Consider the following 26,040-nt stretch of genomic DNA (forward strand, 5'->3'; position numbering starts at 1 on the left):
AAAAAGATGCAAATTTACTATCACCTATCAAAAACCACCGTTTTTGATAGACACATAATCCCACTACATTTATGTTTCTTTTTCATTGAGACGTTATTCCAAAACTCATACCAAAAACTATAATTCAAAAAGGTGCGTTAATGATATAATAATTATATAAATAGAACGGTAGGAGGTTATCTATGTGATTGTTGGATATGCAAGAGTGAGCACCGCGGATCAATCATTAGATTTACAGATGGATGCGTTGAATGAATATGGATGCGAAGAGATTTTTCAAGAAAAGATGTCAGGGGCTAAAGATGATCGGCCAGAATTGAACCAGGCATTAAGGATGCTGCGTGCTGGGGACAAGTTTGTTGTCTATAAATTGGATCGTCTTGCACGATCAACTAAAAGATTAATAGAGATCGCAGATGAATTAAAAGAGAGAGATATAGAGTTTGTAAGTCTTCAAGATAATATTGATACAAGTACACCAGCTGGAAAAGCGATGTTTGGGATGCTCTCCGTTCTTGCGGAATTTGAAAGAGACATTATTAGAGAGAGAACGATGGCAGGACTTAAAGCAGCAAGAGCACGCGGAAGAAAAGGTGGAAGACCGAAGGCAAACACTCAAAAGTTACGGCAGGCAATCATATTGTATAAATCTCGTGAAATGACAGTAAAAGAGATCCAGCAAGAAACAGGTATTTCTCCATCGACACTCTATCGCGCACTTTCTGAAGAAAAATAATAGTCGCCATGAAGGCGACTTTATGTAACTAGAGCAGGAGCACTAGAGTAAATGGAACATAGGGGGATGGGAAATTATGAAAGTGATTTACAAAATAACTTATCCTAATGGCAAAATCTATATAGGAAAAGACTTAACTAATACTTTAAATTATTTTGGCAGTGCTAATAGTAAGTTGATTGAAAGGGATTTTACAAGAGAAGAACAAAGGGACTTTACTATTCGTAAAGAAATAATATGGGAATCAGAACTAGCAACAGATAAAGAGGTTAATGCTAAAGAAGTGGAATACATAAGATTCTATAATTCAAACAATCCTCAGATCGGTTACAATCAATGGCCAAGATTAAAAAACGAAATTCTTTCCTAAAAGGATTTCTAAAGTTTTTTGTACGTTTATCCGAATCTAACAAAATATCTACTTTGTTAGACTCGGATTAGTGCGAGACATAATCTCAACTAATAGATCAGCTATGATTTTTGCATTCTCAAATAGAATGCTATTTTTAGTGAATGGATCAATATATTGTCCAAGTCCCTCACTAAGAGTAACTTCAAACTCATCCGTCTCTACTATCATACCCGACATTATCGTGTCACTTTTACTGATTTCTTTATAATGCATTAATACCTGACAAGTTGAAAAAACGAGTGGTCCGAGCAACTCTTCACTCTGAGTATCCATGTCTTCAGCTATTCTTTCGTTAAGAACAAAATCAATCCCATCATCACTTTTGTCAAATTGAAACAAAAAAATCAAGTCTCAGATCCCCCGTCAATACTGACCGATAAAGTAGCTGGCTCCATATCCTCTATCGGCGATGAAGTTTGTTTTTCATAAATATACTGACCTCTATATGGCTTTTTCACTTTGGAATCAGTTGTCATAACACGATTCATAAATTGCGTAATGTTTCCAACGCTTTTTCCTGTACTCTTTTCAACGGATGCAGCTATTTCCTTTCCACTAATCGCTGCAGAGTGTTCTTTTAATACTTTAATCGCTTCTTTCGTAAAAGTGGTATGCTTTCTTTTATTTTTTCGTCTCTGAGATTTGGTTTTAACCTGAGCAGAAGCAAGTGTTGCTTCTGGTTTTATTGTTTTGGAAGTGGCGTTTGTTGTCTCCGCTTCCTCATCTAATTCTCTAATTCGATTCAAAATTTGACTTCTTTCCTTTTGAAATTCTTGTATGATTCGAATTTCTAAATCTTGAATCTGTTCTAGTCTCATCTTCATTGCAGCTCTTTCATCAAACATACATTTCCCCCGTTACTGTTTCTATACTTTAAATTTCTTCAAGAAGTTACAAAATCCTGTATATTCTTTATGATGATTTACCAAGCAATTACTAATTATATAATTCTAGGAGCACCTAGAATTTATTGTAGATGGACTCATTCTTAATTCTTAATGCTTTTGTATTTAAATTAAAGAGTGAAGTTCTTGTTCATTTGATTTATAGTATGAATAAACACATGTAGAGGATGGTGTAATATGGGAAGAACTAGTTCGAAAATCAATGATCTACAACGCAGAGTAGCTCAACTCGAAGAGAATGATCAAAGAAAAACAAGAGAAATAAAAGATATAAAACGACAAGTTGATTTATTAACTGATGATAGAATTATACAAATGTTACAAGAAACAAATTCACCATATTCTAATAAACCGAGATACTCATATGATGAAATAGCCTCAGCATCTGGCCGTTCAACAGGTTATATTTCCAACTTAGCAAAAGACAATGGTTTATCAAGAAGAAATTTAAAATCAATTTAGTAAAAAGACTTTAAACAAAATCCTTCAAGCTCATAAAGAAAAAACTCTCGTTTCACACAACGAGAGTTTTTTCTTTATTGTAAACCTTGCGTATGTTGGTATCTTACTGTAAACAAAGGATCGTTTTGATAGGCGAATGTGACCGCCTTACGATTTACGTTTGGCATTTCATAGAAAATTTCACTTATTTCTGCTCCGTTCAAATCAATACCCTTTGTTTCGTTTGGATCTGGTTCTGCAAATCTTGGAAGAACTACAGTTACTTCAACTCGTCCACCTTGAACAATACCTAAACCATCAAATGGAACTCGGATTTGGAAATCATAACTGTCTGGAAGACCTATAGCAGCTAATGGAAAAATCTTATATTCATAAGACAATTCGTAAGTATTCACAGCACCTGCGATGGGAACAAGTGGTGTCTTTTTAAGAATGGAGAGTAGGAGCAGTTTAGCTGCATCTTCTAATGTCCCACTCGGGTTTCCGTTTAAAGCTTGCGTTTGAATATCATCAGTTCCAGATAATAAGGTGCTTGCTTTAAACGGTGTCACTTCAAGATTTTGGAGCTTCAGTAGATCTAATATTCCTGGTGTTACATTCACTCCACTTGGAACATAATAATCTTCTGTAATAGGCTCGTCCGTTTGAATCGTTGTTTTAACGGTTACGGTATCAAAAGCGTTGTTGTTAAATCGAGAAGTTCCGTTCACAAAAACCATGACATCTTGAATCTTAATGTTAGCCATATTGATTCATTCCTTTTTTTATATATTTTTGTTATCATGGAAATACTGTTTTTTATATAAAATTTTCAATTAAGTAGGACGTTGCCGCGTCCTACTTTTCTTTTCGAACACCTTTAAAAGGAGCCGCACTACTCGTTTTTTGGTCCATAAAACGACCAGTTGTTGCATCTCGCTTAATAAAATTACCGTTTGGTCCTTTGAACTGACTTCTTGATTTGACTGCACCAATTCGGCCATTTCCTGCACTTCCGTTCTTCGCCACCGCTTTCACAGCATCTGATTGGCAGCATGTCTCAGCTGAAATAAAATCAACAAAAGCGTTCAACTCAATCGATGTCCATTATTACTACTGGAATCAGAAGGGTACCGCCTGGTTTGATGCCATGCGTCTAGAATTAGGTGCTTCACATACTGTTAATACGTATGACGCAAATGAAAACTATGTAACCAGCATCAAAAACCCACTAGGTGATACCGTTTCATATCAGTATGATGCGGCTGGAAATCAAACGGCTGTGACAGATGGAAAGGGCCAAAAAACGTCCTATGCATTTGATGCACGTAATTTATTAACCAAAGTGACCGATGTGAACCTTGGTGTTACACAATATGGCTATGATGCTACTGGTAACCGAACTACTGTTACGGATGCTAAAAACAATCTTACTAAGTATGAGTACAATGAGTTTGACCAAGTTTCTAAAATTATTAACCCGTTAAATCAAGCTATTCAGTTTGAATACAACAAAAACGGGGATCATACAAAAGTCAAATATCCAAACGGGAGCACGGTTTCTAATACGTTTAATGCTTTTAATCGTTTAGAAAAGGTTCTTTACAATGGTGTAGAGAAATGGCGCTATGGATATGATGCTAATGGAAACATTACGTCCGTAACCGATGCATCAGGAAAAACAACAACATATACCTACGACAAGAATAAAAAGGTAACTGAAAAAGCAGAAGGTGCATCTAATAAGGTTGTTTACGGCTATGACGACAACGGGAATACAACTGCTTTAACCGCGACAGCTGGTACAACTCAGTTTACGAATGGATTTTCCTATAATAAACTTAACCAGTTAATCGCTATGTCTCGTAGTAATTCCGATATTGTACGCTTTGTTTATGATGAGCGTGGAAATGTAATTTCAGAGAAACGAGCGAACGGTACGTACTCAGCTTATGAATATGATAGCAACAACCGCCTTCAGTCCGTTATCAACTACAATGCTAGTGGGGGTATCGTCGATAAGTTTATTTACACTTATGATGCCAACGGTAACTGGACTGGAATTGCAACAAAAGATGGAAATCTTTCTTATCAGTACGATACATTAAACCGATTAACAAAAGAAATCTTAAAAGATGGAACAACCATTTCTTATGAATACGATGCAGTAGGCAATCGTACAAAGAAAGTTGAGACAAAAGGAACAACATCTACTACTACGTCTTACACTTACGATGCTGCTAATCAGTTAATAAACAATAACGGTAAAGCACAGACGTATGATGCCAATGGAAACTTGACAAATAACGGTGACAAAACATTTGTTTACAACCAAGAAAATCGCCTCATCGAGGTGAAAGATAAAAATGGTGCATCCGTGGGTACCTTCACGTATGATGATCAAGGCCATCGAAAGAGTATGACCACATCAAGTGGAACAGTTCATTACTTTTATGATGAGGATAAAGTTATTTACGAAACGGATGGAAATAATAATATCCTTACAGAATATACGTGGGATCAAGAAGGCAACCCTGTCACGATGACGAAAGGTGGCAAGACTTACTATTACCACTTGAATGGCCACGGCGATGTCATTGCTTTAACAGATGTAAGTGGGAATACAGTTGCAGAGTATAGCTATGATGCATGGGGGAATATCCTATCCCAGACAGGCACAATGGCGTCTTCCAACCCTTATCGTTATGCAAGTTATCGATTTGATGAGGTTACAGGTCTGTACTATTTAAAAGCTCGCTATTATGATTCAGATACAGGACGTTTCATCACGAGAGATACTTTCCATGGTTTTGAAGACGATCCAAAATCGTTAAACCAATACGCTTATGCTCATGGGAATCCTGTTCGCTATGTGGATCATGATGGAAACTGGGTATGGTTAGTATTTAATGCTGCTTTGGCTACGTATGACGGATATAAAGCTTATAAGAAAGCTAAAGCAGAAGGAAAAAGAGGATACAAACTATGGTCTGCTGTTGCATGGGCAGTTGCCGGGAACTATATTAAGGTTGGAAAGATAAGCAAGTATCTAAAACTTGCTAACAATGCAAGGTCTTTAACAAAAGGAATAAATAAATCATTGTTAGAGGGAGATAGAGTCATTCTTTCAAAATTCAAGAATGGAAAAAATGGTCGGTTCAGACTTGAAAAAGACAGAGGTAAAAATAGTGGTGTAGGAGGACATGGGGGAAGCACTTGGAAGCTAAAGATTGAAGGCGAAAGAGGCTATTGGACATTGTCTTCTACCGGTAAAGTTTTAAGAAGAAAATAATTGATAAAAAGAAAAAGGGATATTTACAGATGTAAATATCCCTATTTATGAGGTGATAAGTATGGGTGTTGAAAGACCTTCAAAAGATGAAGTGAGGCGTCTCACTAATATTTTTAAGCGGCTTGATATCGAGGAAGAAGAATTTCCCAATAAACATTTTTTTATAGGTATTTTAGATCGTTTCAATTATTGTTTATCAGAGACGGAAGCTTCAGAGCTTTTATCGTCATTTGAATATGACATGCTTTTTGAAGAATCTTATCTCAGTTTTTTTAATAAAATATATTCCTTGAATAACTATCAAACTTTTATCTTTTGTCCTTACTTGAAAAGTTTATCTGAAAATGAAATTAAGGTAATTAGAGAAAACTTTAAGAGAGATGATTTACTACTATTTGAGAAACTATTAAGCCTTGAAACCGATTTATACGAGGTTCGGAATGTCAGTTATCTTAGATTATTTGTGAAGCTGTCAACTAGATCCTTATGTTTTTCTAACTTCTTTTTCCCAATAACTGAATCTTTAATTATTGGAAATTATGACTTGGCCTTCCCTGTATATAGTCGAAAGGAAAATACACTTTACAGTTATGAAAAAGTGGCTAATGATTATGGGTTATATATTAGGAGAAGCTAACTTTCTTTTTCCTGTGTATAATTGTAAGAAAAAACAGTAAAATATGAACGAATACTATTAGAAAGGTAGAATAAACAACATGAATGAACACAAAGTAGCAGGATTTTGGATAAGATTAGGATCAATTATTATTGACGGATTATTACTTATACCACTTTATCTTCTTTGTAAGTTAATAGGTGTATCTGACATCGCCACAGAAATATTTGTAAATAGCATTAATTTTTTATATTATCTCATTATCCCTGTGATATGGTCAGGTTTTACAGTTGGTAAAAGAGTAGTAGGGATTAAAATTGTTCGTACAGATGGCAAAAAAGTTGGAATTAGTACAACATTAAAACGATATATTTTAGCTTCACTTGTTTATGTTATAACACTTGGACTTGCATTCATTATCAGTGCATTTATGGTAGGGTTACGAAAAGATAAACGATCTATACATGATTTAATTGCAGGAACTCAAGTAATTTATACGTCTAAAAATTAAATCAGTCTTGAAAATTACAAAGAGCTACCTTACTAATGTAGCTCTTTTTCTAATTGGGGCATTTGCTTATAAACTCCACTGATTTTCTCATTTACAATTTCAAATTGTATAGAAACTCACGGGTTATCTGACGTTAAAATATGGGTGTCTCCTAACGGTTTGGAAATAAAAGTAAGCAAGTGACCCATTTTTACACGTATCTCGGCTGAACCCCTAAAGAGCTCATAAGAATTCTCAATCTTTTAATCCAGCATTAATCATTCATTGTAATCAGAACACTCGTTCTAATATAATGAAATAAGTGGAGGGTTTTATTATGATACGTGATCGTGGAAACAATATTAAGTGGACAGCATTGATACTTCCAGAACATGTCAAGGAACTAAGAGCCTTTGATTCGGATCAAACAAAGAAAGAGAAACCTGAACTTGATGAACAACACCTATCACTCATGTAAGAGACAATCAGTGAAGCGATGGCTGAAAACTTGGAGTTATGTTTTACGTATTTTCAAAGTGATGATTTTCACTTGTATATTGGTAAAGTGCATTATATAGATACATATCGAAAAGAATTGAGAATAGTGGACTTTCATGAGGAGACTTTCCGTTTAAAACTCGAAAACCTGGTAGACGTTAGAATTCACTAACCACGATGAAAGGGTAATGGACCTCTTCATTGAGTATTAAGATTCAAAAATCCTTATTTTAAGGATTTTTGTTGCCACAAAAAAATCGCTCTTTATGAAAGAACGATCGGTTACTTCTTTTCTCATTGAGCTTCTTCTAGTTCCCGAAGCAGGATTTCTGCGCCTTTAGGACTCAACACAAATTTCCCATCACCATACGTTCTGTTTTCGTTGGTTATCTCACCGGTAATCGCACACGCATTATGGGCCATATATTTTTGGAGAATGATTTTATTATCATCTACAAAAATCTCTATTGCATCCTTAATTTCAATCTCCAGGACTCTTCTTAACTCAATGGGAATAACAATTCTCCCCAGCTCGTCTACCTTCCTTACAACACCTGTACTTTTCATGCTTATATCTTCCTTAGGACGTGGGGCGTCCGGTTAATTCTCCGACAAATTCTACATCATCGATCTTCCAGCCTTGCTCTTTCACATAAATAAGAGACGTTTTGACAATCACCGTTTCTGTATTCGATACATTATTATACTCGGTCGAAAGCTTGAATTCATTAAAGAACTCCGCTTCCGTCTTCGATGACTGATATTCAAACGGCTTCAGCCCGACCATGGTTGATTTGACGGATTGCTTGGATTGCGGTGGTTTCGTTCCTGAAGGATGAGTCGCTTTAAATCCACGATCGGTCATTAAGGGACGAATCTTTTGATAGCGCTCAGCCGTAGTTTCATAAGTGAAAAACGCTTCAAGGAACGACCGATTTTTAGATAGTGCCTCGGTTTGTTGAACAGAGGTTAAGGATTTAATTTCTTCTTCATAATGACGCTGATTCGACCTGACTTCCTGCAGCTGGGAGCGTAAGCTAAAAACGTACATGATGATGATCACCGCTGCAATAAAAGCACCCATAAGCATAATGTAATTTTTCTTTTGGCTGGGTTCCATGATTTTCACCTCCACTACTGAATCCTTCTAAACCCTAGGAAAGGATAAATATTTTTCCACTCTTGAACGGACGAATAAGAAGTGCCGTTGCTGCCGTTCGCATTAATGAATTGGCCTTCTCCTACATACATACCGACGTGAGAAGCTCCTGGTTTATAAGTGGAGAAAAAGACTAAATCTCCCGGTTTTATTTGATCTTCAGGAACAGGAATGGTTTTATCGTATTGAGATTGCGCTGTTCCATACATATCTACGCCAACCTGAGCAAAAGCATATTCGAGTAACCCTGAACAATCAAATCCGCCGGCTGCTGGCGTTCGACCTCCCCATACGTAAGGGCGGCCAAGAAATTCTTTCATAATGTGATGAACTTCCTCTACATCAAATGACTGGCTTCCATCTCCCACCACCACATTCCCGCCATTTCCGCCCTCATAATAGCGAAGGACATGTTCAACATAGTGAACGTCTCCATACCGGGACCATCCATTTTTCGCAGCCATCATCTCACTAAAATCAATAGCGATTTCCTTGGAATACCCACCGCGCTCCAAAGCATAGCCAATAAATCCATTCCCAAAATTATAAGACTGCAAAGATAGATTAATATCTCCTTTGGCTTGTTTCATCACATCCGCAAAATACTTCACCCCAATCTGAATGGAGTATTCAGGATCGGTAATAGCACCAGGTGGTAATCCGATTGATTCAGAACTCTGCATCACATCTAAATGTCGGCCACCACTTTCTTGTTGGATCAGAGCCATAATCAGCCCGACATATTCTCCAATCCCATTTTCCTCTGCATATTTCCGAATGAGGGGTTCATATCGAAGGACTTCAGCCGATACCTCTGCTGTTCCTCCTGCTCCTTCTCCTGAAAGCCCGGAGTCAAATTGATTCTCTCCGCCCAGACTAATCGAGATGAATAAAGCAATGCCGAAAATGGATAGGAGGAGGAGAAATATCCCTGCAATCACCCACGTAAGAGGGTTTTTCAGAATGGCCACGGTTTTAACAACTTTTGCACCTTTCTTCAAAACGCCTTGCATAGGCTCTCCTTTCTGAAAGCCATTCTGACGCAACAAGACAAGGAGTTAACCACAAAACAAAAGTTAACTGCGCCAGAAGGCTTCTCTCCGACATCATTTTTGTCGGTTCGTTTGCTCATTCTTGGACTTCCTGCTTTCTGATCGTTTGACCGTCTCACCAGAAGTATTTGCATTCCTTTTTTTGATTTGCTGCTCTGCTTCCCATCGAGTGATGTGTTTGTCTGGGTCTCTTGATGCCGCCACCTCTTTTTGACTTTCCATTCGTCCTGCGAGATTACGGTGAGGGGAAGGCTGTTGAGTCGTACTTCCGTTTTTTTGTTGCTGGGTTGGTTTAGGTTCCCCACTTGTTCCCCCCTCTGATTTCGTTGAGCCAGGATTACGAGCCTCTGAAACAGATCTTTGGGAGGAAGGTGTTCGAGCAGCCTGCACTTTCTCCTCACTTTTGTTGGGTCCCTCACTTTTTTGCTTTTTGTAATCATTTAAATTCACAATCGCAGCTCCTGCATTTCGTGAAGCTGATCGAGGGGTTTCCGTTCCTGTAGCCGCTAAGTCGCTTTTCATCCCTTTTTTAGTCTGTTGTTCTGAATTTTTTTCGCCTCCTAATTTGTTCTCTCCGACTGCTTTACGGTGCTCTGACCGTTCACCACTAGCTCCAGCCGTATTGGTGGAAACTTTCCGGCCAGCTCCCTCTAAACCAGATTGAAAATCGTCCATACGCTTTTTTTGTTTGTGATTTTGATAGGCTTTACCTACCATCCGTTTAGCTCCCTTCATTCCTCTTTCGCCAGCGTCCCCCAATCGATTCAGGGTATTGGTGGTTGTTCTTTCCACCGCTTGCTGACCTTGAACCATACCAGCTGAAGCGACTTCAAAGATTTCCGTACGATATTTGAACAAGCCCCAAATGGTAATGCAAATCAGAAAGACGACAAACGCATATCCTTCTACACCGTTCGTGACTTTAACCGATTCATAAAGGAGAGTGACTAGTCCCGTGATTACAGCAATTAAGAGAACGAGCCCTGCCTTCATAAGCAGAACACCCACAATCTTTTTTCCATGATTCAATGCACTTTCACTGTAAGCTGGGATGAGAGAAAGAATGAGTGGAATGGCCGTGAAAATGACTAAAGCTAAAAACCAGACTTGAAGCAAAAACTTAAAAACACCTAATAACAAAACCGGAATGGCCAAAGCAATCGTGGAAATGATCGTGATAATAAGATAGCCAAACCGCTCTCCACTGAATTCAGGAGACATTTGCTTGTTGTCTAGTTCTGAAACTTCAGCATTAACAATGTTTTTTCTTTGTTCTTTCCCTTCATCAGAGTAGGGTTTAATGGCCAATAAATTATCTACTCGATTGGGATTTTCCTTGATGATGTCAGCTTCTTTCGTGGAACCATAGTTTAAAAGCAAATACGGCCGCTTAACCATAAGGTTAAACAGTTGATTTTCAAGCAAGGCGATGCCCTCCTTAGGGTTATAAGCCGCATTACTGTCAAACTCATCCGAACTGATAAGAACATTTGCCGAGCTGGCGATGCCTTCAAGTTCAGCCCCTCGATCATTGAGCCATTTGATATTCCCTGTCGCATCGGAATAAAACCAAAAGGTCAGGACCGTGATGGCCAATGCTCCAAGGATGGCTTTGACCGCATGGCCAACCTGCTGATTAACAAAATATCGCCACGCAGCAGCTCCACCCACAAAGATGACAAACAACGAGAGGAACGTACCGGACATAATCTCATAAATCCGTTCACTCATAATTCCGGCTTCGCTTGCAATGCTGCTGATTAAATCAAATGACATGAGTTGATTGGTCGAATAAAGAGTAAAGCTGGCAAGGGTTTTATTGAATCCCCACATCCCTTGATTAATGGCATGCAAGGCATTATCCGCAGCATCTTTAAATCCGTCCCCGATGTTCGCTTCCATCTTGTAATGATCGAGAGGATATTCTTTGCTTTCCAGAGTCACACGACCAACGGTCTCCTCTTTTTTCTGAACAGTCGGGGAAGAATCTTCGGCCAGTGTAGCCGCTGGCATGAGAAGAAATAGTAGCGCTATGCCTAAACCGATCCCCCGTTTTAGGAAGTTCATCCAATCCCTCCTTATTCGCAGTGAATACAAGCTTGTCGGTCAAACTTGTCTTTGATATCCTCCCGGTTAATATCCAAGCTCTTACTTGTATCTACCTTCCACACATCAGATTTTTGACGGAGCAGAATGTTATCTTTAACGGCATTATCACCATTTGGATTTTTGAAATCTGTAAAAACATAATAGTATTCAGACTCTTTGTCGTAGTAAACTTCAAAACGAATATCTTTATATTTCAAGCCGGAATTAATCTTCTTAGCTCCTTTATCAACTTCATAAGAGCCTTTCTTAAACACAAGCTCTTGCTGCTTATCATATTCGTTATTAAATTTTGCTTTTTCCCATTCATAAGCAACCTTTGCAATGTCTTCAGAAGAAGCACCCTGATTGCACCCGGTTAAAAGTGCAACCAACGCTATAAGGGAGATAACTAGTGTTTTCTTCAAATGAATGCCTCCTCGGTTTCCGCTCTGCCTCGGTCATTTTCTTTCGTATTGAAGGCGCTAATCCATTCATCAAACAGGACATCGGTTTGAATCTTGGCTGTGCGTCCGTACATGTCTTCCACGATACACTGACCCTCGGTCAGATTTTTCAGCATATCTCTGTTGGCTTTGTTATCCTCAAGGCCGAGAAATTCAATGATGTTCGCTGCTTCTTCAGTAGTTTTCGCTTTAAACGCAAATTTTGTACCGATGTTCTCTTTGATTTGAGGCTTGTTGTACTCGTACGTGGACTGCGTAATGATATAAACCGCGGACCGCAAGGACCGGCCAGTTCGCAATAGCTCATTGATCAGCCGATCACCTGCCCCTGTGTTCATGAGCATCCAGGCTTCTTCAAAGATCGTCATCTTAACCACGGAATCATCACGGGCAAATCGGGTGGCGAACTTCGCCAACGGCTGCATTAACGCAACAGCTATGTGTTCATCACGCGTCGAAGCTTTTTCGCCTTCATCTGGAAGGTTCAAGTTTTGAATCTGCAAGATATTTACTTGCTCATGCAAACTAATGCCTTCTACATTCCCATCCGAAAACATGAGCTTGGCGATGCCGTTTGTCCCGATTTCATAAAGAAGATCTCCGACGTTTCGGACGTCCTGATCTTCTGATTCTTGTAAATGACGAACGACATTTAAGAGTCCTGGCTTCTTCTCTTGCTGCAGCACGTGACGGACCCCTTTATAAATCGCCGTTTTTACATTCCGTTCATTGGATTGAAGCTCGGATAGGTATTCAAGAACACCAACCGCTGCATCTTGCGCCTCTTCTCCTTCCAGAAATGTAAGAGGGTCTAGCTTTCCAGCATCCTTCTTTTCACTTGATAGAGTGATATAGTTAAAGCTTTCAATTAAATCCCGGAAGAAAGGCGCTGTTCGCTCCATTTCAGGTGTGATCGCTTGTTTAAATTTCTTTTCTACTTCATCCTTAGGATCCGTCATAAGCACCTTGGCACCGAAAAAGACGCCATTCAACAAGATATCTTTTAACAAATACGATTTCCCCATTCCCGTTGGTCCTGAAATCGTGACGTGAGGAGAAGAATACTTCGAACCTTTTAAACCCAAATGAGCGAGAAACGGATGAAAGAAAACAAGAGATTGAGAGTTTTCCACACTTTCGCCCGCGTGAGAGATATTCTTCCCGAGATAAAAGCCGACGGTATTGCCAATCTTCCGCGTAAGGGAGAAAAGAGATTCTCCGAAAGATTCAGGAGTAAGGATTTGCTCCCAATCGTCCGCAACGATTTTAGCTCCTGGCAGGGATTGATGAAACAATAGGAGTTGGTCGGCTAACGGTTGGACAAGTTCGATCTGCTGATCCTTAAAATCGATTTTAAGCCTTCTGGCTCGTTTTCGAACTTCTTCTTTTGTTGGTCCGTAGACCACGAAATTAATGTGAGTTCTGAGGAGTGGTTTACCTTGATTCTTGATTTGATTTTCTAAATCGTGCAGAAGTTCACGGCCTGTATTAATTAAGCTATCATCATCCTCATTCGCTTCAATGAGTTGGGCATCCTGATCACGAAATCGCTTTTTGATTGTATTGGTACGGCCTTCATCCTCCTTTTTGTTCTTGTAGATCGTCCGCATGTTGACTTCAACCGGAAAAGGATAGGACTGAAAGAAATACGCCCATTCTTTATAGCCTAACTGAATGGGGAATTCGGAAACCGGAAGAAACGCGCACCAAGATTCATCTTCTAGTTGCTGAATACGCACATAGCCGGCTTTTCCGGGATCTAGGATACCTTCTGTAAGGCTGTACACACTGCCATCACCGTCAGGCTGCGCTTGACCTCTGACAAACTGATGACGAATGATGTAGCGAAGCTCTTTTTCCTTCACTCGATTGGCTCCTAAATAATGATTGAGCGTTGTGAAAGCATCCTCCTCGGATTCCTCAAATAACCGAACGGTTAAATCATCAATACTCTGTCCGCCAAAACCGGCAAGTTTTTGAAGGTACCGGTTCATGCTTTTAAAAGAGGAGGAAAATGAATGCATGAGATTCTCATCAAGCTCCTGTCGCTTTAACTTCACACCAACAAAAAACTTATACTCGACCACATGTTTCGCTTCTTCTCTTAAAATCTCTTTAGCTCGTTCTGCGTAATACATGCCGGTATCCGCGTACTGCCCTTCATATTGAGCTTGCAGGCTATCCATCCGTTTATCGATATCAACAGGGATCGGTACGATTTTATAATCGATTTCTTCAAACCCCGAGAACTGCCAGGCCAGCCGTTGCAGACGGTTCACAAGATGATTTTCTGCTTCTTGTTCATTAACGCCTACGGTGTTTTCATGCAAACGATAATAGGACCAGGCTTCCATATCATGTGTATAGATCACGTTGTCTTTAAAAGATTGAATCGGAAACTGTATCATACAATCACCACCTTATTGGAATCGCTCGTAAGACTGCGCTTTCTTCATTTGTGGCTGGTACACACTCTTTTGGCTGCTGTAGGAAAATCGTTTAGTGAATAGATAACGGAAATAACCGATGAAAAAACGATCCAATCGCTTTCCATCCAATCGGCTTTTGCAAATGGCCCCCGCAATCAACCAAGGTAACACCGCGTAAAACGCAAGCTGCAGCGTGGTCGGCAAAATGTGATTAATGCTGCCTCTAAAGAGAAAGAGAAAACCGAAGATCAGGACGGCCATGATGATTTGCCGAATCTCAATTCCCTTGGAAAAGACGAGGGATTTCTCGCCCTTTCCAAGCTTCCAGATTTTTAAGGGATATTTAAAAAACTTCCGATAACTGTAGGCATCTGTCCTCAATTTAAACCACCACTTTTAACTTGATCCCATATTGCATTGGCCATGCTTTCAAATTCCCCCGGATTGGCTACGATTACATAGCAGACAACCGCAAAAACAAAACTGGAGAAAAACTGGCCCCATCGTTGAGATATAAACGCTCGGACAATCATGACAATCATAATGATGAACAAAACGGCCGCCACCTGACCTGAAACATAATCAGTTAACCCTGTAATATCTGGCATTTTCCATCATCCTCCTAAAGTGTGTTTAAACTGTTTCACATAAAATTTATTGTTCTCTTTGCTTACAACAAGAGTAAACGGATGTTTGGTCTGCAATCCCGTATTCGCCTCTTGCAGAAGCACAAGCGTCTTCACAATGTACTGTCCTTCTTGCTCCCCATCATAAACCACAAAATCTTCTAGTCCCTTATACTCGTAAAGATCTTTCAGAGATTCTGGCTTTTCCATGAGATAAGCCATCTCATCCACTGAATTGGTTGTATATGAGGTGAAAAACTGTGTAGCAAATTGTTTCATCTCATCTTTCACTTTGACATTTTGTTGCGATTGATCGGTTTGATCTTGAACCGCCGCGACCCGCGACTTTCCAGGAATTGCTTGATAATAAGGTTGTTCAATGACATTAAACGAGTTTCCATCCGTCCCTAGCCGGACCACAATCATTTGCTCTTTCTTCCCCAATGGTTCATCGATTTTCTTCATTCTTTCTTCTTTTACGACTGTTTCTTTTCCATCTTTGCCCTTGCTTTTAACAGGAACTTGCTCTTTTTTCTCGACGACGTTGAAAAGTTCATATTCTATACGATAAACATAACTCGCTGCATCTTCGCTCACGTTCTTCACATCATATAAGCTAGCACTCTTCAATACTCGTTTCCCTTGAAAAGCTGTTAGGTTTTCTAGTTCTCCCACCTTTAACCCTTCAGCCAAGAAGTCTTGAAGTGCTTTCGATCGTTCTTCTCGTTTCTTCTCATCATTGGATACGTTGATATAGGTAGTAACGAATTGGTTGGCATACGTTTCACCAGCTGGTGAATTGGCGAACCCCACCTCATTTAGACTTTCAATCTGCGAAGACGCTTGATCTTTATAACCATTTACCTTTTCATTCAGAAACCCGGTTCGCGCCCAGGCCTGAAAAGAGAAAAAGATAACCCCAAGCAACACACCCCAAAAGACCACGGTAAAGGCGGTTCGTCCATTCAAACGAGAAGTCGTTAAACGTCGTTCATCTTTTAAGACTTTTTTTCTTCCTTGAGAGACATTCTTTTTAAGACCGCCTGTCAACTTGCTGAAAAAACTCATTGGATCCCTCCTAAGTCTAAGGCATTACGCACATACACTCGGCTGAAATACGTATCGCTGCCGTCCACCTCCACCATTTTTCGATTGATGAAAATCTCACCGATTTGAAGATTTTTAATTTCACTTGGATTGGCTTTAAAGCGTTCCACATCGCGAACGGTTCCCATTTCAGCTTCATAACGGATATGAGGGTATTTCTTTTCGATCTGCTGCGTGATTTCCCGATCGGAAAACGTTCCGAATACCTGAGCGATCCGCTCTGCATCTTTAGAGGAATTCACGCGTCCTGTGGCAATGACATTACAGTTGGAAATGATCTGTTCGGTCATAATTGGATCCACGGCATCAATGTCGGACAACGTTTGAGTGGAGATGATACATTCAAAGCCAGCAGACCGTGATTTGTTCACGATATCCACGATTCGGCGGTCGCCATACGCTGAAAACTCATCGTATACACCGAAGATGGATTTTCGCCCCTTTGCCTGACGGTAAGCGACTAGACTGTTCACATCAAGAATAATCATTTTCCCAATTTTCCGAATATAGTCTGCATAACGACTCCCTGAAATACTGAAAATCACCACATCGTTGTGATCCGTAATGTTTTGAAGATCGATGCCTTCTTCACGCTCGATGAATAAATGGCCCAAGTCAGACTCTAGTAATTCGCCCAACTGCATTTTCAATCGAGTTAAGCAGCCTACTACGATTTCTTCTGGGAACTCATCATCCAAAATAGTCTTAATCCGCTGCATACCTTCTTGAAGCTTTGTCACAGTCCGCTTACGCCTCTCTACAACCTTTTTCTTGACGATTTCGACCTTTGGTTCCGATGGTGCGACAAAACCGCTTAGATCGTCATCTGAGGACGCTGACGCTTTCCCAACTGCTACTTCTTCTTCGACTTCCACTTCAATGTCTTCTTCAATTTCTTCCTGGATACTGTGTTCCTTGAAAAAGTCATTCATGGAATCTACATTTGTCAATTTCGCAATCGTTTTGATATCCCTCGTAACCTGAGCTTCATCAATGAGCTTAACCACCAGCTGTAGATACCGTGAAGCTATATCCGTGTAGTAAGCACCATCTCCTTCACTCGAAAAGCTGAAGAGGGACATGAGCTTATCGCGTGTTTCTGTCGGTGTACCATTTTTGATCGGATTGTAGGTCAAGTTATCCATTTCTGAAAACAGGTACACTTTACGGCCATATGCTTCACATAACGCTTTAAATTCGAGCATGGATTTCCGCTCGCCCTTCCCATCTACAAAGATGATGGGTTTATCCTGCTGCAGCGCCGCTTCCATTAAAGAAGCAATCAAGGTGGTCTTTCCGGTACCTGTCCCACCTGTAGCCAGCATGTGATAATTGAGCTCTCTTACTTCCAGTGCAACTCGTTCTTTAAAGTCGGTATAGCCCACAAAGATTTCCTGTGAAGGCTTTTTGCGGTAATGCTGCTGTTTATTATTTAAAAACTTCACCCGGTTCTTTCTGAACGTTTTATACCGGTGTTCTGCCTTTTGCTTCTGAACCTCTCCGGATTTGGTCTTGACTCGCCTTTTCCAAAAAAACTTGGAGAAGATGAAAAAGCCAAAGGAAAAGAGGAAGGAAAGTCCCACTAATACCCAATAGGATGAAGCAGAAAGCGCGATAGGATTCCCATTATTGAGTAGAGACTCTGCACCGGTTGAAAGATACGGGATATTCATTTCTGAAATCAATCCAAAATAGGTAAGCAGCATTCCGGTTTGAAATTGCCATAAAAGAATCAGGAATCCCGATCCTAAACCCACATAGAAAAGCCATTCTCGCCTGAACACGTGCAATACAGCAAAAATCAGCATTCCCAGTAAGGCCGGAATAAAAAAGAGAATCCCGATCATTCCGATCAAACCGTAGATGACCACATCACCAATCATTCGGTCCATTTCAGTCTGTTGCGTCTGGTCCTGGCGTTTCGCCATTGGATCCACTTGGCATCACCTCTTCCCAACGTTCGTTAATAATGACCGACGGAATTTTACGTATGGAAATTTTATCAGCATTAACTAATCTCCGCTTGGCGTCATTGACCACATTATGAATCTTCACATCATCTGCGAAATAGATCACTTGGTCATAAGAATATGGCTGATCGTCTAAGCGTTTACTAGAGAGCAATTGCTCAAAAAGCTTAAATTTTTCATCATATCGCTTTCGTTCTTTTTTATTGAGTTCCAGTTCTACCCATGTCGTCGTTACTTTTCCATCACGAGATTTGAAGAGGAAAACCGCATCTGGTATCTTGTCTCGTTTAGCGTTATACATCTTTAATTTACTCTGATTATCACCTTCTCCAATCACAGAATATCGAATCTCTCTTTCTGTTCGATACTTAAACTCAACACCCTGAATCTCTGCTTGGAACTCGTAGTAGAGAACGAGATCCGTCAAAAGAAGATCGTGTTGCATTGTGTAAACGGATGCTTTCGTAGGAACCGTTACACTCACATTGGTAAGCTTCCTTGCCTCAAGCGTCCCCAGATATACCCCAACCTTGTGAGCGATTCTCTCATGTCTCACATATTTCTTTTCCTCTAATTTTCTTAAGCGCCGATACACCCTGTGAATATTAGGTTCTCGAAATTTCAGCATGATCTGTTTTGCTGTAACCATGCCATTTCTTAAAATGAACGTAAGATAGTCTATATCCTTCTCTTTTAACGACGTATACTTCAGCATGAAAGACATCATCCTTTTTTACCGAAATAGGAACCACTCTCCCTTTTAGCAGCTGACCAATACAGAAGCTTATCCCATACACCAAAAACGAAAATAACACCGCAACTAAAAACACAAATAAATGTAACGCTTTAATACCAATCCAGAACACGATTCCATATAAGATCACCAAGATGCCTACATACCCCTTTATCCAGCTATTGAGTGCTATGAACACAAAACACCTTCTTGTATAAATAACAACTAATAAACATTTTTATACACTCCAACGATCCAAATTCACCTAATCTAAAAACCTCAACACATCATACTTAAACTATCTTTCTTTTCCTCTTTCGCACTTGAAATTCGCTTTTGACCTTGATCCTTTTATTGATCTTGAACGTATTCTTCTCTGAACTTAATCCCTGGAACTTATTATTTTGAACTTACTTTTACTGCACTCTCCACCTAAACTACTCCAACTCATCTCACCTAATCTCTTAAATGGGCTCCGCATTCATTGTAGTAGCAGAAGACCTCGGCTATGTTTACGTAGTATAGGCGAGGTCTTCTGCGGGTTACGAATATGAACAGGAGCCCGCAATCCTTTGTCTACTTGGGGATGAGTCTCTTTACAAACCGCAAATAAAATGTAAATTGATTAACCTTAGATTTACGTATTCATTTCTATTTTATTTTCAATATTCTGAATTCAACCCAAGTATAATATACGTACATTTGTTTGGCAATGGATTTAAAGGTAAATCGTTCCATATGCCTACAAACTATTTTAGAATAAGAAATTTTATCATCTCATTCCCTTAATAAATACATACCAACAACTGTTTACACTACATAATCTATAATTTGAATCCCTAGTAATAAAACTAAGATATGTATAAAAATAGATATATCGATAACAACCTCTAAGCTGCTAAAAACAGTACCTCGCTCCTATACAAACATACCAGCAGCATAAACTTCTCACCCCAAACAATAAAGAATGAAAGTAGATAATACCGAAAGTAGAGAACGAGCAAACAGAAAGTAGGAGAATCTAGATATGTATGGGCAGACTGGCTTATTTATTTTCAACTCGACCTGATCCTTGGTGGAGAGGGGTTTGAGATGTTTGGTGACGTTACAACAGACACGTATTGCTCATCTCCAAAAGGTAGAATATTTATGATCTGCTTTTCTTCTTTGTCATACATGTTTACAAAGGTCATCTGCGCTTTTTGAACCTGTTTCATTCGAGACACTAAGAGATTTTTAAAGAGTAACGATCTGGATGCCAAATAAGTCACGGCACCCCTGCCGCGGCCCTTGGTTTGTTTTATGAGTTTGCGAGATCGTTTTAGGACTTCTTTAAGGGTAGACTGTGCCATACCAAACGTTTCAGCAAGACCGCTCAAAGAACCCTCAACAAACGGGTGTTCTGGGCTTGTGTTCTGTTCCAAATAATTTAGGATATCTTTTTCTCGCTCATCATAATGGGACCGTATCCGCTCTTCTCGTGGTTTTTTGAACTTGTACCAGCCCTCTCTTCCGACAAATGTTGCTTTTCCATCCGTCCACAGTTCAAGTAATCCCTCCACATAAGAACGCTTTACACCCTTGTATTTACCGGAATATGCACTCTTTAACGTGCGCTCGAACTCATTTTTGGGTAAAGGCTGCTTCATGTTACTATTGAACTGATCAAGTTCATTATAAGCTTCCTCAAAGGCTCGTCCGCTCTGATAGTTTGCTAGTGCAAGCGTCAAAAGGGCATTGTTACGGCTAGCTCCATAATATCCCTGGTTAATATCAACCGATTGGATAAGAGACTGATACCAATCTGAAGCAATCTGATTGATTGAAGTTTCATTGCTGGAATTATAGATGACACGGAACATGTTTCTTTTCTCATATTGAATAGACCACGACAACAACTCACTTGTTCTGGCAGGTTCCATATAAAAATCGAGTACATTATCTTCTTTAGGAATTCGGTAGAAACCAAAGGGCACACAGTTCGTATCCACTGGTGCATATTGTTTTAGTGCTTTTCTGATATTGTTTGATAAGCGCTCTGCGACTCTTAAAGACTTGTAATCTTCTTTCTTATGTATAAAAAACGGGGTCTCTAATACAAAGAACACCTGAAAGCCCCTCGGTGTTGAGAGCAACAGGTTCGGACGAGGCAGCCCTAACTCTTCACAACCCAAGTAAAGATTGTAGAGATCCACTTCCTTCGTATCGATATCCATTCCGATCACATTGATCTGTTTCAGGTTCTCCCGTTCATGCCCTTTGATAACACGATTCTTAAAATCGTAATACGTACCGCCGCGATACGTGTTTGGCGTCCAATGAGAGAGCGTCTGATACTTCTCCTGTAGCGTTTCATAAGAAGTGACCACATAACCTCTGCCCTGTGTCAGGTTTTCTTTTGAAGAAGAAACAAAGACGGCACCCTTGCGGTATGGATTCAATTCCTGTTCTTTTTCAAAACGCACCACGTTGCTCAAACTGGCTCGTGAGCCCTTCTTCTTGTATGGAGTTAGACTATCATGTGTTATGAACGCTAGAATGTCGCCAATCGAAACGAGGTTTCGATGACGAACTTCCATATGTTCTCCCATCTTAAACACCCTTTAACCTGTATTTTTCGTATACTTACACCGTAAGAACTCTATTTAGAAAACAGAATTCACCTGTTTGATCTTCTTGGAAGATTTTTCTGTGAACAGTATAACGAAAACAGATTTTGAAAAAGGTCTCTCTCTAAGGAAAATGCACCAAAAAAATAATACCCTTGAAGCCATGTGGCTCAAGGGTTTAAAAAAAGTTATATTTTTTTTCTTATGCAAGTTCCGCTCACTTTTTGCACCAAATTAAAAGAAATGAACCACTTGTAATACAAAACAATCTTTTTTTTTTATTTTGAAAAGCCTCTATTATCAAGGTTTTGAATTTTTCAGGTTACAAAGATACTACACAGACTCCGCTCACCTAACAAGGAACTTGGTGCACTTTTGGTAGACAAGTTTCGCTGTTTTTTCATTCTTTTTTGCAATTGTTTACCTTTATTTTGTTTTAGAATTCTTATAATCCTTTATTTGACGGGATTATTTTAATAGACAAGTTTCGCTTAAAACTCTGTAACATTTTAAATTTGGTGCATTTAACAGGGGAAAATAGTACACAAGTTTCGCTCAAATTCGGTGCAAATTAGTGTTGATCTTCAACAATCGCACCCGTATGTTGAATATCTATTTGTTTCTAACGAAGAAGAAATACAGTGCTAATACATACATACAAATATATATCCAAGAACCTATTATCGATAAAAAATTAAAACATCCCTTATCTTTTCTATTAAGAATTACATTTAAAATAGCCACTAGTACTACTACAATGAATAAAGGTGATACTGCTAATTTTGAGATAAGTTCTGGAAAAGGCATTTCCATAAGTTTGTCATCCACAATTCTACCCCTAACTTAAGTTTAATCTTAAATAATTATCTATTCCTTATTCAACAAACCTGCACGCTTGTTCAATAATTTCCATAAAAAAGGCGTTAATCCTTCTTGGACCAACGCACCCATTAGTTGAAAAACTTTTTTAAGTTTTGGAGCTGCAAAGGCTCTCAAAGCGATGACGGATATTTTAGGAACAAATGACCCTGATGAACTCAAGACGATTGAGGACTTTTATTCAAAAATGGGTAAACTTCCTGACAGATTTGATTTCGAAGAGAATATTCCTGCAGAATTAATTGAAGAATTCCATCGTCAACAAGAAAATGGAATGATTTTAATACCTGGTGGTTATTTTACCTATGGGATTAAGCAGGAGGATGTTCCTGAAAAATCATTCGGTTGGACAGATTCAGTTACAGAAAAAAAAGTTTGGTTACCTCCGTTTTTTATTGATAAATATCCTGTAACGAATGAAGAATATGATGATTTTGTAAAAGATATTAAAACCCAGGGATCTATCTTTTGCCATTTAAGTGAACCAGAAGATAAAGATTACACAAGAAATACATATTGGGATGAACGATTTAAACCAGAACATCCAGTTGCAGGAATTGATTGGTATGATGCATATGCCTTTGCTAGATGGAAAGGTAAGGATTTACCTTCCGAATTCCAATGGGAGAAGGCTGCACGAGGAGAAGTGGGACAAATATGGCCATGGGGAAATGAATTTAATGAAAAAGCTTGTAACTGGTCATATCAACTTTTTGGAAGAAAACATGCCAGCCTTCAAGAATGGCGAAAAGATTTACTAAAAGTTACTTCTATCTATCCAAGTACGTTGATAAGAGAAGCGTCAAATTACGAGGAATATGCCAGTCCTTATGGAGTAGTTGGTATGGTAGGAAATCATTGGGAATGGACATGCAGTGATTGGTCTACTCGTCGCCATATTAGTCCAGCTGTTGGGAAAAACCTCTTACATAGTCATCACGATGATGGTGTATTAAAAGGAGGATCATTTTCATCATTACCTGGATTACTATATCCCTCCTATCGAGGTCGAGATGCCCTTTTTTGCAGACATAACGAGATGGGAATAAGGTGTGTGAAAAATATTCCTATTAATCTGTTAAGAAAAGCTATTAATAAGCCATTAACAAATACTGCTATTTATTAGGAGGGATAAGATAATGAGCACAGATACAAAATCCGAAACAACACAACGAGTTTCTACATGCACTCCTTTAGTAAAGACTGAAGATTTATTACATTATGAGAGAACATTTTGGGACTCTGAATTTATTGAAAAAATATTAATTCCAAGAGCTAAAATAACTAATGAATCGAGTATATTGATTGCAGGGTGTGGGGTAGGAGCAATAGGTCGTTTCATTTCTAAATATTTTCCAATGGTTAAGATAACAGCATTAGAAATAAGTAGAGCGTCTATTGATGCAGGAAAAGAGATCAACGAACACTTGGGTATAGAAAATATTACATTTATTGAGGGGAATATTTTAGATCTAGATAAGTTGATTCCTGAAGAAGAATTTGACTTTGTATTTGATGATGGGTCCTATCTTATTTTCCTAATAAAAAACAGAACAAGAAGCTCTTAAACAATTAATTAAAGCAACTAAACCAGGTGGTGTAATAGGTTCATTTCAACTAGATTATTCAGCTATGATGTTTGGAACATCAGATCCAAAATTAAGAAATGCTTTTTATAAAGTCCATGAAGCGTTTATAAATTATGGTTTTTCTAATCCAGATGAATCAAGAAAAAGAAATTTGATTATTGCTCCCCAATTATTCCAAATGTTTTGGGAGCATAAATTAGAAAATATTAAAGTTTATCCCTATATTGCACCTGAACCTTTACCACCATATAAACCAGAAGATATTGGCTATTTAGATAAAAGAATTCAGATGTATACTAAAGGTACACCAGAATATAATGCTGAATGCGAAAAGTTAGTAATTGGTGGATTGACTGAGCTTGAATTTGAGAAATACTCCAAAATTTTAAGGGAATATTGGAATGAGAGGAAGTTAATTCAAGATGCTCAAGGAGTACCATCATTTTTAACACAAGTCTTTTTATTAACATTCGGTGAAAAAAGTACTGAATTAAAATAATGTTTAGTTTCATAGTTTTAAAGGTACGCCAAACACAGTATGCTACCGTTTAATTCTCTTGTCGTGATACAATAAGTGGTAGATACAAGGGAACTAGAACTATTTTAAGTTAATATAATCTTCCTTCCAAGAAGAAAAGGGTACTTCCAGACAATACAAAATATATCAAAAATATCTAAAACTGATATCCTTAACGTGAGGGTTATCGGTTTTTATATGGGAAAAAATGTCTTACCCTGGGTTTTATGTCAAAATGTTGGCGGTACCCCTTAAAGAAATATTCGATCAGCCTTACGAGCTCAAGAAGATGTCATCTGATTTGCTGTGGAACATGGGACTTCTTTGTCTCTTCTTGTTCATTGCTCTTTGTATTCTAGGTTATGTGAGCGAAGAGATGATCTATTCGTTTTGGGAAGAAGAAGAATCGGGTATAGACCGTATCCTTAAAATCATCCTTATCATCGCTTTACTTCTATCTACCATACTCGTTCTCACCTCTTATTACTGAACATCGTAGTGGCGTTTGTTGCTCTATTCCTTTTTGGGCTCATCATATTAAGTTTTGGTTCATTATTTGCAAATGAATCCACAAATTAACTCAAGAGATATTCTCTTGGACTTTTATATGTATTCCGCGTTTGTTTCAAAAACCTTGGATTCAAGTGAATCAAGCTAAAGATCAACAAATCGTACACCATTTATTAGTTCGATGTTTTATTCTTTCGCGTAATCTTTAGCTGCTTCTGTAAAATCACTTGTTGTGATGATATAACCACCTGTCGCATTACTCTTAACGATATTTGAATGAATGATTGCTATTGTCTCCGTAGTCAACATTATGTTTGTATACTTTTTCTTGTCCTAAATACAACCCGTCGTCTCGATTGTGTTCAAAATCCACTCCAAAATCTCCTGATCTACTGGTTGTATAAACGTTTCCTCCATATTTTTTCGGAATATGTTAGCAACAAAATCTTCGCATTCAAAAGGGGTTTGCTTGAGGAATAAATCTGTACTTTTTTCAAAAACTTAGGTTCCATCTTCGTTCTTAATCCTTGGGAAGTTAAACCGATATGTCAGTCCCTTTGCCAATGTTTTCTTCAATTCCAGGCTGTCATCGATTCTCTTTGTTAAAAGTGCTGTATCGTATTCTCGGCGTCTTTTTATGTAGAAGATTAAGCCGCCAATGATGAGTAGTAAAGAAATTATGATTGTTTTCAGTCAATGTAATCACCTCAGCCTCATTTTTTCCAACTGAAGTGAATGTTAAACCTTTCACCAGTAGCTTGAAGAGAAAAATCACGTACATTTGAACCAAGGAAAGTTGCAATGATTAATTGAATAGAGTGTTTATCAGACTGATGATATTTTATCAAAGGTTAAAGGGAGGGGACATGATTGGAATTTCTTTTTGTTTTCATTATTCATTTCTTTATCATGGGTTCA

26 protein-coding genes and 2 pseudogenes are annotated in these 26,040 nt (G+C 38.7%); 11 read left to right on the forward strand and 17 right to left on the reverse strand.

Features of this window, described 5'->3' with window-relative positions; translation table 11 throughout:
• The first annotated feature begins 184 nt into the window (after positions 1–184).
• Together HU823_RS19365 and HU823_RS19370 are read left to right on the forward strand one after the other, a co-directional pair.
• On the forward strand, positions 185–736 hold the full coding sequence (locus HU823_RS19365; RefSeq protein WP_197192044.1) for a recombinase family protein: 552 nt from the start codon (positions 185–187) through the stop codon (positions 734–736).
• A 76-nt stretch (positions 737–812) separates the two neighbouring features.
• Positions 813–1,106, forward strand: coding sequence for a GIY-YIG nuclease family protein (locus tag HU823_RS19370; protein ID WP_197192043.1), 294 nt, complete (start codon positions 813–815; stop codon positions 1,104–1,106).
• Positions 1,107–1,154: 48 nt separating this feature from the next.
• On the opposite strand, the gene HU823_RS19375 is transcribed toward HU823_RS19370, so the two are convergent.
• Together HU823_RS19375 and HU823_RS19380 are read right to left on the reverse strand one after the other, a co-directional pair.
• The gene (locus HU823_RS19375) at positions 1,155–1,496 is read right to left on the reverse strand and encodes a hypothetical protein (protein WP_197192042.1); all 342 of its coding nucleotides are present in this window, start codon (positions 1,494–1,496) and stop codon (positions 1,155–1,157) included.
• The gene (locus tag HU823_RS19380) at positions 1,493–1,993 is read right to left on the reverse strand and encodes a hypothetical protein (protein WP_163103562.1); all 501 of its coding nucleotides are present in this window, start codon (positions 1,991–1,993) and stop codon (positions 1,493–1,495) included. Before HU823_RS19380 ends, HU823_RS19375 begins: the two co-directional genes overlap by 4 nt.
• 237 nt (positions 1,994–2,230) lie before the next feature.
• On the opposite strand from HU823_RS19380, the gene HU823_RS19385 reads away from it, so the two are divergent.
• Positions 2,231–2,515 carry a hypothetical protein gene (locus tag HU823_RS19385; protein WP_197192041.1) on the forward strand — a complete coding sequence of 95 codons (285 nt, stop codon included), beginning with the start codon at positions 2,231–2,233 and terminating at the stop codon, positions 2,513–2,515.
• A 74-nt stretch (positions 2,516–2,589) separates the two neighbouring features.
• Here HU823_RS19385 and HU823_RS19390 read toward each other — a convergent pair whose 3' ends face one another.
• Both HU823_RS19390 and HU823_RS19395 read right to left on the reverse strand, forming a co-directional pair.
• Complete coding sequence (locus HU823_RS19390; protein WP_197192040.1) at positions 2,590–3,261, reverse strand: hypothetical protein; 672 nt, start codon at positions 3,259–3,261, stop codon at positions 2,590–2,592.
• 91 nt (positions 3,262–3,352) lie between these two features.
• Positions 3,353–3,586, reverse strand: a complete 234-nt coding sequence (locus tag HU823_RS19395) for a hypothetical protein (RefSeq protein WP_197192097.1) — start codon at positions 3,584–3,586, stop codon at positions 3,353–3,355.
• A gap of 58 nt (positions 3,587–3,644) precedes the next feature.
• On the opposite strand from HU823_RS19395, the gene HU823_RS19400 reads away from it, so the two are divergent.
• The 4 genes and pseudogenes from HU823_RS19400 (at position 3,645) to HU823_RS19415 (ending at position 7,562) form a co-directional block, all read left to right on the forward strand.
• Positions 3,645–5,786, forward strand: a complete 2,142-nt coding sequence (locus HU823_RS19400) for an RHS repeat domain-containing protein (RefSeq protein ID WP_231607569.1) — start codon at positions 3,645–3,647, stop codon at positions 5,784–5,786.
• A 61-nt stretch (positions 5,787–5,847) separates the two neighbouring features.
• A complete protein-coding gene (locus HU823_RS19405) occupies positions 5,848–6,423 on the forward strand; it encodes a hypothetical protein (RefSeq protein ID WP_197192038.1) in 576 nt (191 codons plus the stop codon).
• A 79-nt stretch (positions 6,424–6,502) separates the two neighbouring features.
• Positions 6,503–6,913, forward strand: coding sequence for an RDD family protein (locus HU823_RS19410; protein WP_197192037.1), 411 nt, complete (start codon positions 6,503–6,505; stop codon positions 6,911–6,913).
• A gap of 316 nt (positions 6,914–7,229) precedes the next feature.
• A pseudogene (locus tag HU823_RS19415) lies at positions 7,230–7,562 on the forward strand (YolD-like family protein).
• Positions 7,563–7,684: 122 nt separating this feature from the next.
• Here the strand turns inward: HU823_RS19415 and HU823_RS19420 are convergent.
• The 12 genes from HU823_RS19420 to HU823_RS19475 all read right to left on the reverse strand — a co-directional run bounded on the left by HU823_RS19420 (position 7,685) and on the right by HU823_RS19475 (position 21,609).
• Complete coding sequence (locus HU823_RS19420; RefSeq protein WP_197192299.1) at positions 7,685–7,957, reverse strand: AbrB/MazE/SpoVT family DNA-binding domain-containing protein; 273 nt, start codon at positions 7,955–7,957, stop codon at positions 7,685–7,687.
• Positions 7,958–7,970: 13 nt separating this feature from the next.
• Complete coding sequence (locus HU823_RS19425; protein WP_197223104.1) at positions 7,971–8,510, reverse strand: hypothetical protein; 540 nt, start codon at positions 8,508–8,510, stop codon at positions 7,971–7,973.
• A 14-nt stretch (positions 8,511–8,524) separates the two neighbouring features.
• On the reverse strand, positions 8,525–9,562 hold the full coding sequence (locus tag HU823_RS19430) for a bifunctional lytic transglycosylase/C40 family peptidase (RefSeq protein WP_197223105.1): 1,038 nt from the start codon (positions 9,560–9,562) through the stop codon (positions 8,525–8,527).
• A gap of 93 nt (positions 9,563–9,655) precedes the next feature.
• A complete protein-coding gene (locus HU823_RS19435) occupies positions 9,656–11,668 on the reverse strand; it encodes a CD3337/EF1877 family mobilome membrane protein (RefSeq protein WP_197223106.1) in 2,013 nt (670 codons plus the stop codon).
• Positions 11,669–11,679: 11 nt separating this feature from the next.
• The gene (locus HU823_RS19440) at positions 11,680–12,114 is read right to left on the reverse strand and encodes a hypothetical protein (RefSeq protein ID WP_197192092.1); all 435 of its coding nucleotides are present in this window, start codon (positions 12,112–12,114) and stop codon (positions 11,680–11,682) included.
• Positions 12,111–14,561, reverse strand: a complete 2,451-nt coding sequence (locus tag HU823_RS19445) for an ATP-binding protein (RefSeq protein WP_197192091.1) — start codon at positions 14,559–14,561, stop codon at positions 12,111–12,113. The genes HU823_RS19440 and HU823_RS19445 overlap by 4 nt, the downstream gene beginning before the upstream one ends.
• 12 nt (positions 14,562–14,573) lie before the next feature.
• The gene (locus HU823_RS19450) at positions 14,574–14,963 is read right to left on the reverse strand and encodes a TcpE family conjugal transfer membrane protein (RefSeq protein WP_154319560.1); all 390 of its coding nucleotides are present in this window, start codon (positions 14,961–14,963) and stop codon (positions 14,574–14,576) included.
• On the reverse strand, positions 14,960–15,190 hold the full coding sequence (locus tag HU823_RS19455) for a TcpD family membrane protein (protein ID WP_066240255.1): 231 nt from the start codon (positions 15,188–15,190) through the stop codon (positions 14,960–14,962). Before HU823_RS19455 ends, HU823_RS19450 begins: the two co-directional genes overlap by 4 nt.
• Before the next feature lie 6 nt (positions 15,191–15,196).
• Positions 15,197–16,276: a conjugal transfer protein gene (locus HU823_RS19460; RefSeq protein WP_197223107.1), complete on the reverse strand. Its 1,080-nt coding sequence runs from the start codon at positions 16,274–16,276 to the stop codon at positions 15,197–15,199.
• Entirely contained in the window at positions 16,273–18,243 is a 1,971-nt protein-coding gene (locus tag HU823_RS19465) for a type IV secretion system DNA-binding domain-containing protein (RefSeq protein ID WP_197223108.1), read from the reverse strand. Before HU823_RS19465 ends, HU823_RS19460 begins: the two co-directional genes overlap by 4 nt.
• Positions 18,209–19,000 carry a hypothetical protein gene (locus tag HU823_RS19470; protein ID WP_197223109.1) on the reverse strand — a complete coding sequence of 264 codons (792 nt, stop codon included), beginning with the start codon at positions 18,998–19,000 and terminating at the stop codon, positions 18,209–18,211. Before HU823_RS19470 ends, HU823_RS19465 begins: the two co-directional genes overlap by 35 nt.
• A gap of 1,073 nt (positions 19,001–20,073) precedes the next feature.
• A complete protein-coding gene (locus HU823_RS19475; protein WP_197223110.1) occupies positions 20,074–21,609 on the reverse strand; it encodes a primase C-terminal domain-containing protein in 1,536 nt (511 codons plus the stop codon).
• A 1,018-nt stretch (positions 21,610–22,627) separates the two neighbouring features.
• Here HU823_RS19475 and HU823_RS19480 point away from each other — a divergent pair.
• From HU823_RS19480 to HU823_RS19495, 4 genes are all read left to right on the forward strand, one after another.
• Entirely contained in the window at positions 22,628–23,632 is a 1,005-nt protein-coding gene (locus HU823_RS19480) for an SUMF1/EgtB/PvdO family nonheme iron enzyme (protein ID WP_197223111.1), read from the forward strand.
• 13 nt (positions 23,633–23,645) lie between these two features.
• A complete protein-coding gene (locus HU823_RS19485; RefSeq protein WP_197223112.1) occupies positions 23,646–24,074 on the forward strand; it encodes a class I SAM-dependent methyltransferase in 429 nt (142 codons plus the stop codon).
• 64 nt (positions 24,075–24,138) lie between these two features.
• Positions 24,139–24,594, forward strand: a complete 456-nt coding sequence (locus HU823_RS19490) for a hypothetical protein (protein WP_197223113.1) — start codon at positions 24,139–24,141, stop codon at positions 24,592–24,594.
• Between the two features lie 307 nt (positions 24,595–24,901).
• Complete coding sequence (locus HU823_RS19495) at positions 24,902–25,102, forward strand: hypothetical protein (protein ID WP_197223114.1); 201 nt, start codon at positions 24,902–24,904, stop codon at positions 25,100–25,102.
• 206 nt (positions 25,103–25,308) lie between these two features.
• Here the strand turns inward: HU823_RS19495 and HU823_RS22015 are convergent.
• Positions 25,309–25,437 (reverse strand): annotated as a pseudogene (locus tag HU823_RS22015) (restriction endonuclease); the annotation flags it as partial.
• Positions 25,438–26,040 lie beyond the last annotated feature (603 nt).

It is taken from the genome of Fictibacillus sp. 18YEL24 (assembly GCF_015903855.1).
In the GTDB taxonomy this organism is placed as follows: domain Bacteria; phylum Bacillota; class Bacilli; order Bacillales; family Fictibacillaceae; genus Fictibacillus; species Fictibacillus phosphorivorans_C.